Source organism: Mycobacterium sp. 94-17, assembly GCF_035617725.1.
In the GTDB taxonomy this organism is placed as follows: domain Bacteria; phylum Actinomycetota; class Actinomycetes; order Mycobacteriales; family Mycobacteriaceae; genus Mycobacterium.
This window is the reverse complement of sequence record NZ_JAPIYN010000005.1, coordinates 22,019-35,985: the sequence shown is the minus strand read 5'-3', so window position 1 is coordinate 35,985 and position 13,967 is coordinate 22,019. Positions and strand designations below refer to the sequence as shown.

Genomic DNA, 13,967 nt, shown 5'->3' with positions numbered 1-13,967 from the left:
GTATTATGGCCCCCGACGGGCGATTCCCAAACCTATAGACCGCTGAAAACACGGAGAGAATAGTGGCCCCTGCAAGTTCTGAGGCAAGCAAGCAGCGCAGTTCGGAGAGGCGGCGCGTGGCCGTGCTGGGCGGCAACCGCATACCGTTCGCCCGCTCCGACGGCGCCTACGCGGAGGCGTCCAACCAGGACATGCTCACCGCCGCGCTGGAAGGGCTGGTGGATCGCTTCGGGCTCACCGGTGAGCGGCTGGGCGTGGTGGTCGGCGGCGCCGTGCTCAAGCACAGTCGGGACTTCAACCTGACGCGCGAATGCGTGCTGGGATCGCGGCTCTCGTCCTACACCCCCGCGTTCGACCTCCAGCAGGCCTGCGGGACCGGGCTGCAGGCGGCCGTCGCGGCCGCCGAGGGCATCGCGGCGGGCCGCTACGACGCGGCCGCCGCCGGCGGGACGGATACCACCTCCGACGCGCCCATCGGCCTGGGCGACAACCTGCGCCGGACGCTGCTCAAGTTGCGCCGGGCGAAATCCAACGTGCAACGGCTGAAGCTGGCGGGCACGCTGCCCGCGACGCTGGGCGTCGAGATCCCGGTCAACAGCGAACCCCGCACCGGGCTGTCGATGGGGGAGCACCAGGCGATCACCGCCAAGCAGATGGGCATCAGCCGCGTCGCCCAGGACGAGTTGGCCGCCGCCAGCCACCGCAACATGGCCGCCGCCTATGACAGCGGCTTCTTCGACGACCTGGTCACCCCGTTTCTGGGCCTGTACCGCGACGACAACCTGCGAGCGGATTCGTCGGCGGAAAAGCTGGCGAAGCTGCGCCCGGTGTTCGGGGTGAAGGCCGGCGACGCGACGATGACGGCGGGCAACTCGACGCCGCTGACCGACGGCGCGTCGGTGGCGCTGCTGGCCACCGACGAGTGGGCGGCAGCTCATTCGTTGAGCCCGCTGGCCTACCTGGTGGATTCGGAGACCGCGGCCGTCGACTACGTGAACGGGCGTGACGGCCTGCTGATGGCACCGACCTACGCGGTGCCACGGCTGCTCGCCCGCAACGGCCTGAGCCTGCAGGACTTCGACTTCTATGAGATCCACGAGGCGTTCGCGTCGGTGGTGCTGTGTCACCTGCAGGCGTGGGAATCCGAGGACTACTGCAAGGAGCGCCTCGGCCTGGACGCCGCGCTGGGCTCGATCGACCGATCCAAGCTGAACGTCAACGGGTCATCGCTGGCCGCGGGCCACCCGTTCGCGGCCACCGGCGGCCGGATCCTGGCCCAGGCGGCCAAGCAACTGGCCCAGCGTAAGGCCGAGCAGAAGGGCGGCGGTACCCTGCGCGCCCTCGTCTCGATCTGCGCGGCCGGCGGCCAGGGCGTCGCCGCGATTCTGGAGGCCTGACCGGTCCGTCGGCGGTCAGGCCCGCCGGCCGCGCCCGTCATGAGTTGAGTCACACCCGGTTAGCCGGATTGGGTCACGGGTATCCGAATCAGCGGATAGCCCCGTGTTGTGGTCAGACTCCCGACCCTGACGGCGGTACGGGGCTTCCCCGAATGCGATCACCGGTCCGCTGTCCGCGGACTGGCGAGCGAAACGGGCCGCCGCTGGGGTGAGGGGATCCAGCGGCGGCCCTTCGCTGTCGTGCAGCCATGCGTCGGGCGGCTGCCAAGCGACGAATCCCCGCGTCGCGGACGAAGCGGGGATTCGACGAGTCTCCGGGGCCTAGAAGGCGGCCTCGTCGAGCTCCATGATGTCGTTGTCCAGCGCGTCGATGATTTCGCGGGTGCTGGTCAGCATCGGCAGGAAGTTCTTGGCGAAGAACGATGCCACGGCGATCTTGCCCTCGTAGAAGGACTTGTCCTCGCCGCCGGCGCCGGCGTCGAGCGCCGCCACCGCAACCGCGGCCTGCCGCTGCAGCAACCAGCCGATGATCAGGTCACCGACGCTCATCAGGAAGCGCACCGAACCCAGCCCCACCTTGTACAGACTGGTGACGTCCTCCTGCGCGGCCATCAGGTAGCCGGTCAGCGTCGCCGCCATCGCCTGGACGTCGGCCAGCGCGGTGGCCAGCAGTGCCCGCTCGCTCTTCAGGCGGCCGTTGCCGGACTCGCTGTCGACGAACTTCTGGATCTGCTCGGACACGTGAGCCAGGGCCGCACCCTTGTCGCGGACGATCTTGCGGAAGAAGAAGTCCTGCGCCTGGATGGCGGTGGTGCCCTCGTAAAGCGAGTCGATCTTGGCGTCGCGGATGTACTGCTCGATCGGGTAGTCCTGCAGGAAGCCGGACCCACCGAAGGTCTGCAGGCTCTCGGTGAGCTTGGCGTATGCCTGCTCGGAGCCCACACCCTTGACGACCGGCAGCATCAGGTCGTTGACCTTGACCGCCAGCTCAGCGTCCACCCCGTGCAGGGTCTCGGCGACGGCCGAGTCCTGGTAGGTCGCCGTGAACAGGTACAGCGCGCGCAGACCCTCGGCGTAGGCCTTCTGGGTCATCAGCGACCGGCGCACGTCCGGGTGGTGCGTGATGGTCACCCGCGGCGCGGTCTTGTCGGTCATCTGGGTCATGTCGGCGCCCTGGACGCGAGACTTCGCGTACTCCAGCGCGTTCAGGTAGCCCGTCGACAGCGTCGCGATCGCCTTGGTGCCGACCATCATGCGCGCCTGCTCGATGACCTCGAACATCTGCGCGATGCCGTTGTGTACCTCGCCGACCAGCCAGCCCTTGGCGGGGACGTCGTGCTGGCCGAAGCTCAGCTCACACGTCGTCGACACCTTCAGGCCCATCTTGTGCTCGACGTTGGTGACGAAGACGCCGTTGCGCTCGCCGAGCTCGCCGGTCTCGAAGTCGAACAGGACCTTGGGCACGAAGAACAGCGACAGGCCCTTGGTGCCCGGTCCGGCGCCCTCGGGGCGCGCCAGCACCAGGTGGAAGATGTTCTCGAACAGGTCCCCGGAGTCGGCGGAGGTGATGAAGCGCTTCACACCGTCGATGTGCCAGGAGCCGTCCTCCTGCTGGACCGCCTTGGTCCGCCCGGCGCCCACGTCGGAGCCGGCGTCCGGCTCGGTGAGCACCATGGTCGAGCCCCAGCCGCGCTCAGCGGCCAGCACGGCCCACTTCTTCTGCTCCTCGGTGCCCAGGTGGTGCAGGATCTGGGCGAAACCGGCACCGCCGGAGTACATCCACACCGCCGGGTTGGCGCCGAGCAGGTGCTCGTGCAACGCCCACAGCAGTGCCTTGGGCACCGGTGTGCCGCCAAGCTCCTCGTCGAGGCCGACCTTGTCCCACCCGGCCTCGATAACGGCATGTACCGACTTCTTGAAAGATTCGGGCAGCGTGACCGAATGGGTCTTCGGGTCGAAAACCGGCGGGTTGCGGTCGCCCTCGACGAACGACTCGGCCACCGGCCCCTCGGCCAACCGGCTGATCTCATTCAACATTTCGCGGGCTGTGTCGGCGTCCAGGTCGCTGAACTCGCCTTGGCCCAATGCCTGGTCAACGCCCAAAACTTCGAACAGGTTGAACGCCTGGTCGCGGACGTTGCTCTTGTAGTGGCTCACTACGGTCCTCCTCGTTGAGAATGCCACTTGTGGTTGGGTACTAGGTCTAAGTTACCCACCAGTAACACCGCTAAAATATCTCTAGCGTCAGTGGTATGCAAGCCAATGTGAGCTAGATTTCATTGCCTAATTAACCAACCGGTTGGGAAGCTGCAGGTCATGCCGTCAAAATCCGATTTACCTGCGGCGATGACGCGCACATGACCGATGTGCGTGGCGTCACTGCGCCGCCCTTGGCGATACCGACGGTGGACCTGCGGGCGGACCCCGGCCTCCTCCGCGACGGTCTGCGCGAGGCCGGCCACGGCGTCGGCTTCTTCTATCTGATTGGTCACGGCGTGTCGCCGGATCTGGTGACACGGGTCCTCGACGCCGCGCGCCGGCTCTTCGCCCTGCCGCAACAGGACAAGGACGCCGTCGCGATGGTGCGCAGTCCCCACTTCCGCGGTTACACCCGGCTCGGCGGCGAACTGACCCGCGGAGAGGTGGATTGGCGCGAGCAGATCGACGTCGGGCCGCAGCGCCCGCCGATCGCCGGGCTGGACAAATCCGATTATCGGTGGCTGCAGGGCCCCAACCAGTGGCCGGCCGCGCTGCCCGACCTACCCGGCCTGCTGGAGGAGTGGGACGCCGCGCTGTCCGCGGTGGCCCGCACCCTGCTGCAGCAGTGGGCGGCCTCGCTGGGCGGTTCGCCGGACGTGTTCGACGCGGCCTTCGCCGACGCGCCCGCCACGCTGATCAAGGTCATCCGCTACCCGGGCCGCGCCGCCGGCTCGCAAGGCGTGGGCGCGCACCGCGACGCGGGGGTGCTGACGCTGCTGCTGGGCGAACCGGGCAGCACGGGTCTGCAGGTGCGGCCGCCCCGGCGTGGCGGTTCGGACGACGGCTGGATCGACGTGCCGCCGCGCGAGGGGGCGTTCATCGTCAACATCGGTGAACTGCTGGAGGTGGCGACGCGCGGGTACCTGCGGGCCACCGAGCACCGGGTCAACCTGCACGGACGGGCGCACGACCGCATTTCGGTGGCCTTCTTCTTCAACCCGCGCCTGGACGCTCGGATACCGGTGCTGTCGCTGCCCGACGAACTCGAGGCTCGCGCGCAGCGAGTGGATGACCCTGCGGATCCCATCTTCGCCGTCTACGGCCGCAACGCCTGGAAGAGCAGACTGCGGGCCCATCCGGATGTGGCCGCGGCGCACGGATATTCGGCAGACCGCTTAGGAAATGGGTAAGGGTGGGCGCGCCGGGGCTACCGGCGTTGGGTAGGGTCACAGGCGATAAAACCCGTCTCCGGCGTAGGGGCGAACAGGTCCGGTGAACTCGAATAACAAGCTGACAGCGTCGTCACTTCGTGAGGCCTTCGGTCAATTCCCGTCCGGTGTGGTGGCGATCGCCGCCGAGGTGAACGGGACCCGGGAAGGGTTGGCGGCCAGCACTTTCGTGCCCGTCTCTTTGGACCCGCCGTTGGTCTCGTTCTGCGTGCAGAACACCTCGACGACGTGGCCCAAGCTCAAGGATCTGCCCATGCTGGGCATCAGCGTGCTCGGCGAGGCGCACGACGAGGCCGCGCGCACGCTGGCCGCCAAGACCGGCGACAGGTTCGCCGGCTTGGAGACGGTTTCGCGCTCGACGGGCGCGGTGTTCATCAAGGGCACCGGCCTCTGGCTGGAGAGCGCGATCGAGCAGCTCATTCCGGCCGGCGATCACACCATCGTGGTGCTGCGGGTGAGCGAGGTGACGGTGGACGCCGACGTGGCGCCCATCGTGTTCCATCGCAGCATTTTTCGCCGTCTCGGCGCGTAGCGCGACCGGCCTTCCAGGTCGGCGAGCTGCCCGCGGACCGGCAATTGCCGAATAGCTGTGCGAATGTCGTTGATGCTGGCGATATCTCGCAGCTCAGCGACGGAACAGCTTGTTGCCCAGCCACACGACCGGGTCGTACTTGCGGTCCGCGACCCGCTCCTTCATCGGGATCAGCGCGTTGTCGGTGATCTTGATGTTTTCCGGGCAGACCTCGGTGCAGCACTTGGTGATGTTGCAGTAGCCCAGGCCGTGCTGTTCCTGGGCGTCGTTGCGCCGGTCGCGGGTGTCCAACGGGTGCATTTCCAGCTCGGCGATGCGCATCAGGAAGCGGGGGCCGGCGAACGCCTTCTTGTTCTCCTCGTGGTCGCGGACCACGTGGCACACGTTCTGGCACAGGAAGCACTCGATGCACTTGCGGAACTCCTGGGAGCGTCCGACGTCCTCCTGCGCCATCCGGTACTCGCCGGGCTGCAGGTCCTTGGGCGGCGCGAAAGACGGTATTTCGCGCGCCTTTTCGTAGTTGAACGAGACGTCGGTGACGAGGTCTCGAATCACCGGGAACGTCCGCAGCGGCGTGACGGTGACGACCTCGTCCTCGGCGAAGGTGGACATCCGAGTCATGCAGAGCAGCCGCGGCTTGCCGTTGATCTCCGCCGAGCACGAGCCACACTTGCCTGCCTTGCAGTTCCAGCGAACCGCCAGGTCGGGCGTCTGGGTCTGCTGCAGGCGATGAATGATGTCGAGGACGACCTCGCCTTCGTTGACCTCCACCGTGAAGTCCTGCAGACCGCCGCTGGCGTCGTCGCCGCGCCACACCCGCATCGTCGCGTTGTAGGTCATTTGCCACTCCGTCCCGGGTGTCCGGCGAGTTCCTCGTCGGTGTAGTACTTCTCCAGCTCACCGATTTCAAACAGCTCCAGCAGATCGGGCCGCATCGGCGTCTGATCCTTCTTCGTGATGGTGATGTCGGGAATCACCTCGTCGCCGCGGGCCGCCTCGCACACCAGCAGCACCTTGCGCCACGACGCGTCCATCGCCGGATGGTCGTCGCGGGTGTGCCCGCCACGGCTCTCGGTGCGCGTCAGCGCCGCCTTGGCCACACATTCGCTGACCAGCAGCATGTTGCGCAGGTCGATGGCCAGATTCCAGCCCGGGTTGTAGCGGCGCTGCCCCTCGACGTGGAGGTTCTTGAACCGCTCCCGCAGCGCGTCGAGCCGCGCCAGGGCCTCCGAGACCTCGTCGGCGTTGCGGATGATGCCGACCAGGTCGTTCATCGACTGTTGCAGTTCCAGCTGCAGGGTGTACGGGTTCTCCCCGGCCGCGCCGTTCGCCGGTGCCTCGAAGGGCGACAGCGCCCGCTTGGCTGCCGCGTCGACGGCGCCGTCGGCGATGGTGGGACGGCTGCTCAGGGCCCGCACGTAGTCGGCCGCGCCCAGGCCGGCGCGCCGGCCGAACACCAGCAGGTCCGACAGCGAGTTGCCGCCGAGCCGGTTCGAGCCGTGCATGCCGCCCGAGCATTCGCCCGCGGCGAAGAGCCCGGGCACCGTGGCCGCTCCGGTGTCGGCGTCCACCTCGACACCGCCCATCACGTAGTGGCAGGTCGGCCCGACTTCCATCGGTTCCTTGGTGATGTCGACCCCGGCCAGCTCCTTGAACTGGTGGTACATCGACGGCAGGCGGCGGTTGATCTCCGCCGGCGCGAGCCGCGACGCGATGTCCAGGTAAACGCCGCCGTGTGGGCTTCCCCGCCCGGCCTTGACCTCGGAGTTGATCGCGCGCGCGACCTCGTCGCGGGGCAGCAGGTCCGGAGTGCGGCGAGCCGAGTCGTTGTCCTTGAGCCACTGGTCGGCTTCCTGTTCGGACTCGGCGTACTGCCCCTTGAACACCGACGGGATGTAGTCGAACATGAACCTCTTGTCGTCGGAGTTCTTCAGCACCCCGCCGTCACCGCGAACGCCCTCGGTGACCAGGATCCCCTTCACACTCGGCGGCCACACCATGCCCGTCGGGTGGAACTGGACGAACTCCATGTTGATCAGCGACGCGCCCGCCCGCAGGGCCAGCGCGTGGCCGTCGCCGGTGTACTCCCAGGAGTTCGAGGTGACCTTGAACGACTTGCCGATCCCGCCGGTGGCCAGCACCACTGCGGGCGCCTCGAACAAGATGAACTGCCCGGACTCGCGGATGTAGCCGAACGCACCGGCGATCGCATCACCGTCTTTGACCAGCTCGGTAATCGTGGTCTCGGCGAATACCCGGATGCGGGCCTCGTAGTCGCCGAGCTCCGCGTGATCCTCCTGCTGCAGCGAGACGATCTTCTGCTGCATGGTGCGGATCAGCTCGAGGCCGGTGCGGTCGCCGACGTGGGCCAGCCGCGGGTAGGTGTGCCCGCCGAAGTTGCGCTGGCTGATCTTGCCGTCCTTGAGGCGATCGAACAGCGCGCCATAGGTTTCCAGCTCCCAGACGCGGTCCGGGGCCTCCTTGGCGTGCAGTTCGGCCATGCGCCAGTTGTTGAGGAACTTCCCGCCGCGCATCGTGTCGCCGAAGTGGGTCTTCCAGTTGTCCTTCGGGTTGGTGTTGCCCATCGACGCCGCGCAGCCACCCTCGGCCATCACCGTATGGGCCTTGCCGAACAAGGACTTACACACCACCGCGACCCGCAGGCCCCGTTCGCGCGCCTCGATCACCGCACGCAGCCCCGCGCCACCGGCACCGATCACGACCACGTCGTACGTGTGCCGCTCGATTTCAACCATGAAAGCCTCGCTAGCTAAGTTCTGATTCTTTTCGAGAAGGCTTGTCAGCCAACAAATCTCAGGTCAGGAATGATGCCGGCCGCGACCAGCGCGACGTAGAAGTCGGTGAGCATCAGGGTGCCCAGCGTGATCCACGCGAACAGTTTGTGGCGGGTGTTGATGACGCTGACCTGCGTCCAGATCCAGTACCGCACAGGGTGCTTGGAGAAGTGCTTGAGCCGCCCGCCCGTGACGTGCCGGCACGAGTGGCAGGACAGCGTGTAGATCCACAGCATGATGACGTTGCCGAGCAGGATCAGGTTGCCCAGGCCGAAGCCGAATCCGCCGGGTCCGCTGTCGGAGTGGAACGCGACGACGGCGTCATAGGTGTTGATCACCGAGATGATGCCGGCGATGTAGAAGAAGTACCGGTGCGTGTTCTGCACAATCAGCGGGAACCTGGTCTCGCCGGTGTAGTGGACGCGGGGCTCGGCTACCGCGCAGGCGCTGGGCGACTGCCACACCGTGCGGTAGTAGGCGCCGCGGTAGTAGTAGCACGTCAGCCGGAACAGCAACAGGAACGGCAGTGACAGTGCCGCGTAAGGGATCAGCGCGCTCCACCAGTAGCCGGTGGGGATGAGCTGCGGCCAGAAATCGCTGGCCTCACCGCACGCCTTGCTGACGCACGGCGAGTAGAACGGCGTCAGGTAGTGGTATTTGGGGACGAAGAAGTAGTTCTGCTGGAACGCCCGCGCGGTCGCGTAGATGATGAAGGCCGCGAAGCCGAGGTCGATACGCAACGGCGACATCCACCAACGATCGGTGCGTAGGGTCCGCTGCTGGATACGGGCGCGCGTGGGTGAAAAGACACCGGACGCAGGACGGTTCGCCGTAGGTGCGCTCATCTGGTTGTTCCTCTTCGAACGGGCTGTCTGTCGAAGGGTACACAGAGAGAAGCCCCCCTTTTCCGGGGGGCTTGGGTTGCTCAGGCCCTGTTGTGACCGCCGACACCCTCATCGTCGACGTCGCGCCAGAATTCGCTGTCGTACTGGGTGTCTGGAATGACGATCTTCTCGCCGGACTGCTGCACGGTGGCGCCCGCGAGGTCCAACTCGGACACGTCGGTGTCGAGCAGGTCGACGTCGGACATGATGCGCTCGGCGTCGATGACGATGCGCCGCATGGCCGGGCTGTCGCCGTATCGGGTGCGCAGCGAGCTCACGCACCGCCGCAGGCCGCCGATGAGGTCGTGCAGTTCGGCGAATTCCGTCGCGCCCGTCGCGCTCGGCGTGCTCGTCAAGGGATCTCCTCGGCAGTGTTTCGGATCACAGTATGCCCTCGATACTATCCACGGCACACGCCGGGCGGCAGTCCGTCGAGTCCGGATGCCGAGGGAGCTAACAGCTATGACAGGACACAGCACTCCGGCCGAGCGGGCCGCCACGCTGCTCGAACTGCACCGGCCGGGCGATCCGGTCATCCTGCCGACCGTGTGGGATGCCTGGTCGGCCCGGTTGGCCACTGGCGCCGGGTTCGCCGCCCTGACGGTCGGCAGCCACCCGATGGCGGACTCGGTCGGCAAACCCGACAACGAGGGCATGTCGTTCGACGACGTGCTCGCCCGGGTCGCGCAGATCACCGCCGCGGTCGACGTCCCGGTGTCGGTGGATGTCGAATCCGGCTACGGGCAGCCGCCGGACCGGCTGATCGAGGGCCTGCTGGGCGTCGGGGCCGTCGGGCTCAACATCGAGGACACCGTGCACTCCGAGGGCAGGCGGTTGCGGTCCGCGGGCGAGCACGCCGAGTTGGTCGGCGCGCTGCGGTCGGCCGCCGACGCGGCCGGGGTGCACGTCGTCATCAACGCCAGGACCGACCTGTTCCTGCGCCAGGACGGCGAGGCGTCCGACCGTGTCGAGCGGGCGGTGGCCCGCCTGAATCAGGCGGCGGCCGCCGGCGCCGATGTGCTGTATCCGGTGGGCCGCCACGACCCGGACACGTTGCGGCGCCTGACCGCCGAGTTGGAGTTGCCGGTCAACGCGATCGCGCTGCCCGACCAGGACGACCCGAAGTCCTTCGGTCCGCTGGGTGTGGCGCGCATCAGCTTCGGGCCGTTCCTGCAGGCCGCGCTGGCGACCCGGGCCAAGGAGCTGCTGGCCCGCTGGGGCTGACACGCCAAATCCGGCGGAAACCGTTGTGGCTACGCCGGATTCGGCTTTCCTCTCCGAACCTGCCGGAAATTACCTGGTGATCTCGATGCGCTGCGGTTGGCTTCCCGCGTGTGCACCGGCGACCCGCACGGTCAGCACACCCGCGTCGTAGCTGGCGCTGATGGCGTCGCCGGTGACGTGGGTGGGCAGCTGGAAGGACCGGCGGAATGCGCCATACCGGATCTCCCGTACCGTGCGGCCGGCACCTTCCCCTTGGGCCCCTTCGTCCTGGGCGCGCCGGTCGTGGCGCTCGCCGCGGATGACCAACCGACCGCGGTCGACCTCCACGCTGACGTCCTGGTCGACGTCGACGCCCGGCAGCTCGACACGTACGATCGCGTCGTCGCCGTCCCTGACGATCTCGGCGGCGGGGTTGAAATCGCTGGTCGCCGGGGTGTTCCAGTCCGCGGCGGCGGCCGGTCCGAAGAAGTCGCGCAGCCACCGGTCGGTGTTCCAGGCCGGTCGCGACCACAATGCGACGTTAGTCATGATGATTCCCTTTCAATTGCTTGAGCTTCGGTGTGAGATTCCTGTGACCGGTGCCTCGGTGACCGGCTATCAGTACAAACATGAGTCGACCCCGCTAAAGTTCCACCTCGCCGTTCGCCGTCAGCGAACGATCAATCACAAGCCGTCCTGTGAGTTGTGAGATCCTCGTCATAGGACCGTCACATTGCGCGGGAAGACCGTAATTTCCGGCCGCTACTCTCAAAGCCATGTCTGCAGACGGGATTTCGCGTGCCGATTGTGCGCCTCGTCACATCGTCGTAGTCGGACATGGCATGGTGGGGCACCGGTTCGTCGAGGCGCTCCGCGCGCGAGACACCGAGGGCTTGTGGCGCGTCACGGTTTTCGCCGAGGAGGCCGACGCGGCCTATGACCGGGTGGGGTTGACCTCCTACACCGAGAGCTGGGATCGCAAGCTACTGGCATTGCCCGGCAACGAATACGAGGGTGACGATCGGGTCCGGCTCCTGCTCAACCAGCGCGTCACCGAAATAGACCGCGCCGCAAAGACGGTGGTGACCGCCGACGGTCAGTGGCACGGCTACGACACCCTGGTCCTGGCAACCGGGTCGTACGCATTCGTGCCGCCGGTGCCGGGCCACGATCTGCCCTCGTGTCACGTGTACCGCACGCTCGACGACCTCGATGCCATCCGCGCCGACGCCAGGCGCGCGGTCGAAACCTCGCGCGCCGCTGCGGGTGTCGTGATCGGCGGCGGTCTGCTGGGGCTGGAAGCGGCTAATGCGCTGCGGCAGTTCGGGTTGCGGACCCACGTCGTCGAGATGATGCCGCGGCTGATGGCCCAGCAGATCGACGAGGCCGGTGGTGCGCTGCTGGCCCGGATGATCGGTGAGCTCGGCATCTCGGTTCACGTCGGGACCGGCACCGAATCGATCGAGGCGGTCGCGCGTCCGGACGGCTCGACCTCGGTGCGGGTGAGCCTGACCGACGGCCAGACCATCGACGCCGGCCTGGTGATCTTCGCCGCCGGGGTCCGGCCGCGCGACGAGCTGGCGACCGCCGCCGGCCTGACGCGCGCCGAGCGCGGTGGCGTGCTCACCGACGTGGCGTGCCAGACGAGCGATCCCGACATCTATGCCATCGGCGAGGTCGCCGCGATCGGCGGGCGGTGCTACGGCCTGGTGGGCCCTGGCTACACCTCCGCCGAGGTGGTGGCCGACCGGTTGCTGGACGGTGTCGCGGAGTTCGGCGAGGCGGACCTGTCCACCAAGCTCAAACTGCTGGGCGTCGACGTGGCCAGCTTCGGCGACGCGATGGGGACGACCGAGAACTGCCTCGAGGTCGCCATCAACGACGCGGTCAACCGCACCTACGCCAAGCTGGTGCTCTCCGACGACGCCAAGACGCTGCTCGGCGGTGTGCTGGTCGGCGACGCCTCGTCCTACGGGGTGCTGCGGCCCATGGTCGGCAGCGAGCTGCCGGGCGACCCGCTGGCGCTGATCGCGCCGGCGTCCTCCGGCGGCGCCACGGCGTTGGGCGTTGGGGCGCTGCCGGATTCGGCGCAGATCTGCTCGTGCAACAACGTCACCAAGGGCGACCTGCGGTGTGCGATCACCGACGGCTGCGCCGACGTCCCCGCGCTCAAGTCGTGCACCTCGGCGGGCACCTCGTGCGGCTCGTGTGTCCCGCTGCTCAAGCAGCTGCTCGAGGCCGAGGGCGTGGAACAGTCCAAGGCACTGTGCGAGCACTTCAGCCAGTCGCGGGCCGAGCTTTTCGAGATCATCTCCGCCACCGAGATCCGGACCTTTTCGGGTCTGCTGGAGCGCTTCGGCCGCGGAAAGGGTTGCGACATCTGCAAACCCGTGGTCGCCTCCATCCTGGCCTCCACCGGGTCGGACCACATCCTCGAAGGCGAGCAGGCCTCGCTGCAGGATTCCAACGACCACTTCCTGGCCAACATCCAGAAAAACGGCAGCTACTCGGTGGTGCCCCGGGTCCCCGGTGGTGACATCAAGCCCGAGCACCTGATCCTGATCGGCCAGATCGCGCAGGACTTCGGGCTGTACACCAAGATCACCGGCGGGCAGCGCATCGACATGTTCGGCGCCCGGGTAGACCAACTTCCAGAGATCTGGAAACGCCTTGTCGACGGCGGCATGGAGTCCGGGCACGCGTACGGCAAGGCCCTGCGCACCGTGAAGAGCTGCGTGGGCACCGACTGGTGCCGCTATGGACAGCAGGATTCGGTGCAGCTGGCCATCGATCTGGAGCTGCGCTATCGAGGCCTGCGCGCACCGCACAAAATCAAGATGGGCGTCTCGGGTTGCGCGCGGGAGTGCGCCGAGGCCCGGTCCAAAGACGTCGGCGTCATCGCCACCGAAAAGGGCTGGAACCTCTACGTCGGCGGCAACGGTGGCATGACGCCCAAGCACGCGCAGCTGTTGGCCAGCGATCTGGACACCGAGACGCTGGTCCGCTACGTCGACCGGTTCGTCATGTACTACATCCGGACGGCCGACCGCCTGCAACGTACGGCGCCGTGGGTCGACTCGCTCGAGGGCGGGCTCGACCATGTGCGCCGGGTCGTCTGCGACGACTCGCTCAGATTGGCCGAGGAATTCGAGGCCGCAATGGAGCGGCATGTGCAGAACTACAAGTGCGAATGGAAGGGCGTGCTGGACGACCCGGCCAAGTTGTCGCGGTTCGTGTCGTTCGTCAACGCCCCGGACGCGGTCGACTCGACGGTGGCGTTCACCGAGCATGCCGGCCGCAAAATCCCTGTGTCCATTGGCATGCCGAAAATCCGGGCGGGAGCCGGGGAGGAATCATGACGCTTCTCAACGACATCGCAGTGTGGACGACCGCGTGCGCCTACGACCACCTCATTCCGGGCCGGGGAGTCGGGGTGCTGCTCGACGACGGATCGCAGGCGGCGCTGTTCCGGCTGGACGACGGTTCGATGCACGCCGTCGGTAACGTCGACCCGTTCTCCGGGGCGGCCGTGCTCTCCCGCGGCATCGTGGGTGACCGCGGTGGCTGCGTCACGGTTCAGTCGCCGATCCTCAAGCAGGCGTTCTCGCTCGAAGACGGTTCCTGCCTGGACGATCCGAACGTGTCGGTAGCGGTGTTCCCGGTGCGGGTCACGGCCGACGGCCACGTTCAGGTCGGACGGTACGACGAACGTAGGGCCGCCTGAACCG

Annotated in this window: 12 protein-coding genes; 6 read left to right on the top strand and 6 right to left on the bottom strand. The window is 67.3% G+C overall.

Annotation, left to right across the window (positions count from 1 at the left end):
- Nucleotides 1-62: 62 nt before the first annotated feature.
- Complete coding sequence (locus tag OQ789_RS07875) at nt 63-1,397, top strand: acetyl-CoA C-acetyltransferase (RefSeq protein WP_324684754.1); 1,335 nt, start codon at nt 63-65, stop codon at nt 1,395-1,397.
- A 321-nt stretch (nt 1,398-1,718) separates the two neighbouring features.
- On the opposite strand, the gene OQ789_RS07870 is transcribed toward OQ789_RS07875, so the two are convergent.
- Complete coding sequence (locus tag OQ789_RS07870) at nt 1,719-3,554, bottom strand: acyl-CoA dehydrogenase (RefSeq protein WP_324684752.1); 1,836 nt, start codon at nt 3,552-3,554, stop codon at nt 1,719-1,721.
- Nucleotides 3,555-3,754: 200 nt separating this feature from the next.
- Between OQ789_RS07870 and OQ789_RS07865 the strand changes: the two genes are divergently transcribed.
- Together OQ789_RS07865 and OQ789_RS07860 are read left to right on the top strand one after the other, a co-directional pair.
- Nucleotides 3,755-4,786 (top strand): isopenicillin N synthase family dioxygenase, encoded by a 1,032-nt coding sequence (locus tag OQ789_RS07865; protein WP_324684750.1) that lies wholly within the window; start codon nt 3,755-3,757, stop codon nt 4,784-4,786.
- Between the two features lie 82 nt (nt 4,787-4,868).
- Entirely contained in the window at nt 4,869-5,357 is a 489-nt protein-coding gene (locus tag OQ789_RS07860) for a flavin reductase family protein (RefSeq protein WP_324684749.1), read from the top strand.
- 93 nt (nt 5,358-5,450) lie between these two features.
- Here OQ789_RS07860 and OQ789_RS07855 read toward each other — a convergent pair whose 3' ends face one another.
- From OQ789_RS07855 to OQ789_RS07840, 4 genes are all read right to left on the bottom strand, one after another.
- Nucleotides 5,451-6,197 (bottom strand): succinate dehydrogenase/fumarate reductase iron-sulfur subunit, encoded by a 747-nt coding sequence (locus OQ789_RS07855; RefSeq protein ID WP_324684747.1) that lies wholly within the window; start codon nt 6,195-6,197, stop codon nt 5,451-5,453.
- On the bottom strand, nt 6,194-8,113 hold the full coding sequence (locus OQ789_RS07850) for a fumarate reductase/succinate dehydrogenase flavoprotein subunit (protein WP_324684745.1): 1,920 nt from the start codon (nt 8,111-8,113) through the stop codon (nt 6,194-6,196). Before OQ789_RS07850 ends, OQ789_RS07855 begins: the two co-directional genes overlap by 4 nt.
- A gap of 44 nt (nt 8,114-8,157) precedes the next feature.
- Entirely contained in the window at nt 8,158-8,997 is an 840-nt protein-coding gene (locus OQ789_RS07845; protein ID WP_324684743.1) for a hypothetical protein, read from the bottom strand.
- Nucleotides 8,998-9,077: 80 nt separating this feature from the next.
- Nucleotides 9,078-9,392 carry a hypothetical protein gene (locus OQ789_RS07840; protein WP_324684741.1) on the bottom strand — a complete coding sequence of 105 codons (315 nt, stop codon included), beginning with the start codon at nt 9,390-9,392 and terminating at the stop codon, nt 9,078-9,080.
- A gap of 106 nt (nt 9,393-9,498) precedes the next feature.
- On the opposite strand from OQ789_RS07840, the gene OQ789_RS07835 reads away from it, so the two are divergent.
- The gene (locus OQ789_RS07835) at nt 9,499-10,260 is read left to right on the top strand and encodes an isocitrate lyase/phosphoenolpyruvate mutase family protein (protein ID WP_324684740.1); all 762 of its coding nucleotides are present in this window, start codon (nt 9,499-9,501) and stop codon (nt 10,258-10,260) included.
- A gap of 69 nt (nt 10,261-10,329) precedes the next feature.
- Here OQ789_RS07835 and OQ789_RS07830 read toward each other — a convergent pair whose 3' ends face one another.
- Nucleotides 10,330-10,788, bottom strand: a complete 459-nt coding sequence (locus OQ789_RS07830; protein WP_324684739.1) for an Hsp20/alpha crystallin family protein — start codon at nt 10,786-10,788, stop codon at nt 10,330-10,332.
- 227 nt (nt 10,789-11,015) lie between these two features.
- Between OQ789_RS07830 and nirB the strand changes: the two genes are divergently transcribed.
- Both nirB and nirD read left to right on the top strand, forming a co-directional pair.
- On the top strand, nt 11,016-13,598 hold the full coding sequence (gene nirB, locus OQ789_RS07825; protein ID WP_324684738.1) for a nitrite reductase large subunit NirB: 2,583 nt from the start codon (nt 11,016-11,018) through the stop codon (nt 13,596-13,598).
- On the top strand, nt 13,595-13,963 hold the full coding sequence (gene nirD / locus OQ789_RS07820) for a nitrite reductase small subunit NirD (RefSeq protein ID WP_324684737.1): 369 nt from the start codon (nt 13,595-13,597) through the stop codon (nt 13,961-13,963). Before nirB ends, nirD begins: the two co-directional genes overlap by 4 nt.
- Nucleotides 13,964-13,967 lie beyond the last annotated feature (4 nt).

Bases quoted from the DNA above. Each gene is read 5' to 3' on its own strand.
- OQ789_RS07865 (WP_324684750.1), top strand. From the start codon at position 3,755: ATGACCGATGTGCGTGGCGTCACTGCGCCGCCCTTGGCGATACCGACG.
- OQ789_RS07855 (WP_324684747.1), bottom strand. From the start codon at position 6,197: ATGACCTACAACGCGACGATGCGGGTGTGGCGCGGCGACGACGCCAGC.
- OQ789_RS07850 (WP_324684745.1), bottom strand. From the start codon at position 8,113: ATGGTTGAAATCGAGCGGCACACGTACGACGTGGTCGTGATCGGTGCC.
- OQ789_RS07845 (WP_324684743.1), bottom strand. From the start codon at position 8,997: ATGAGCGCACCTACGGCGAACCGTCCTGCGTCCGGTGTCTTTTCACCC.
- OQ789_RS07835 (WP_324684740.1), top strand. From the start codon at position 9,499: ATGACAGGACACAGCACTCCGGCCGAGCGGGCCGCCACGCTGCTCGAA.
- OQ789_RS07830 (WP_324684739.1), bottom strand. From the start codon at position 10,788: ATGACTAACGTCGCATTGTGGTCGCGACCGGCCTGGAACACCGACCGG.
- nirB (WP_324684738.1), top strand. From the start codon at position 11,016: ATGTCTGCAGACGGGATTTCGCGTGCCGATTGTGCGCCTCGTCACATC.
- nirD (WP_324684737.1), top strand. From the start codon at position 13,595: ATGACGCTTCTCAACGACATCGCAGTGTGGACGACCGCGTGCGCCTAC.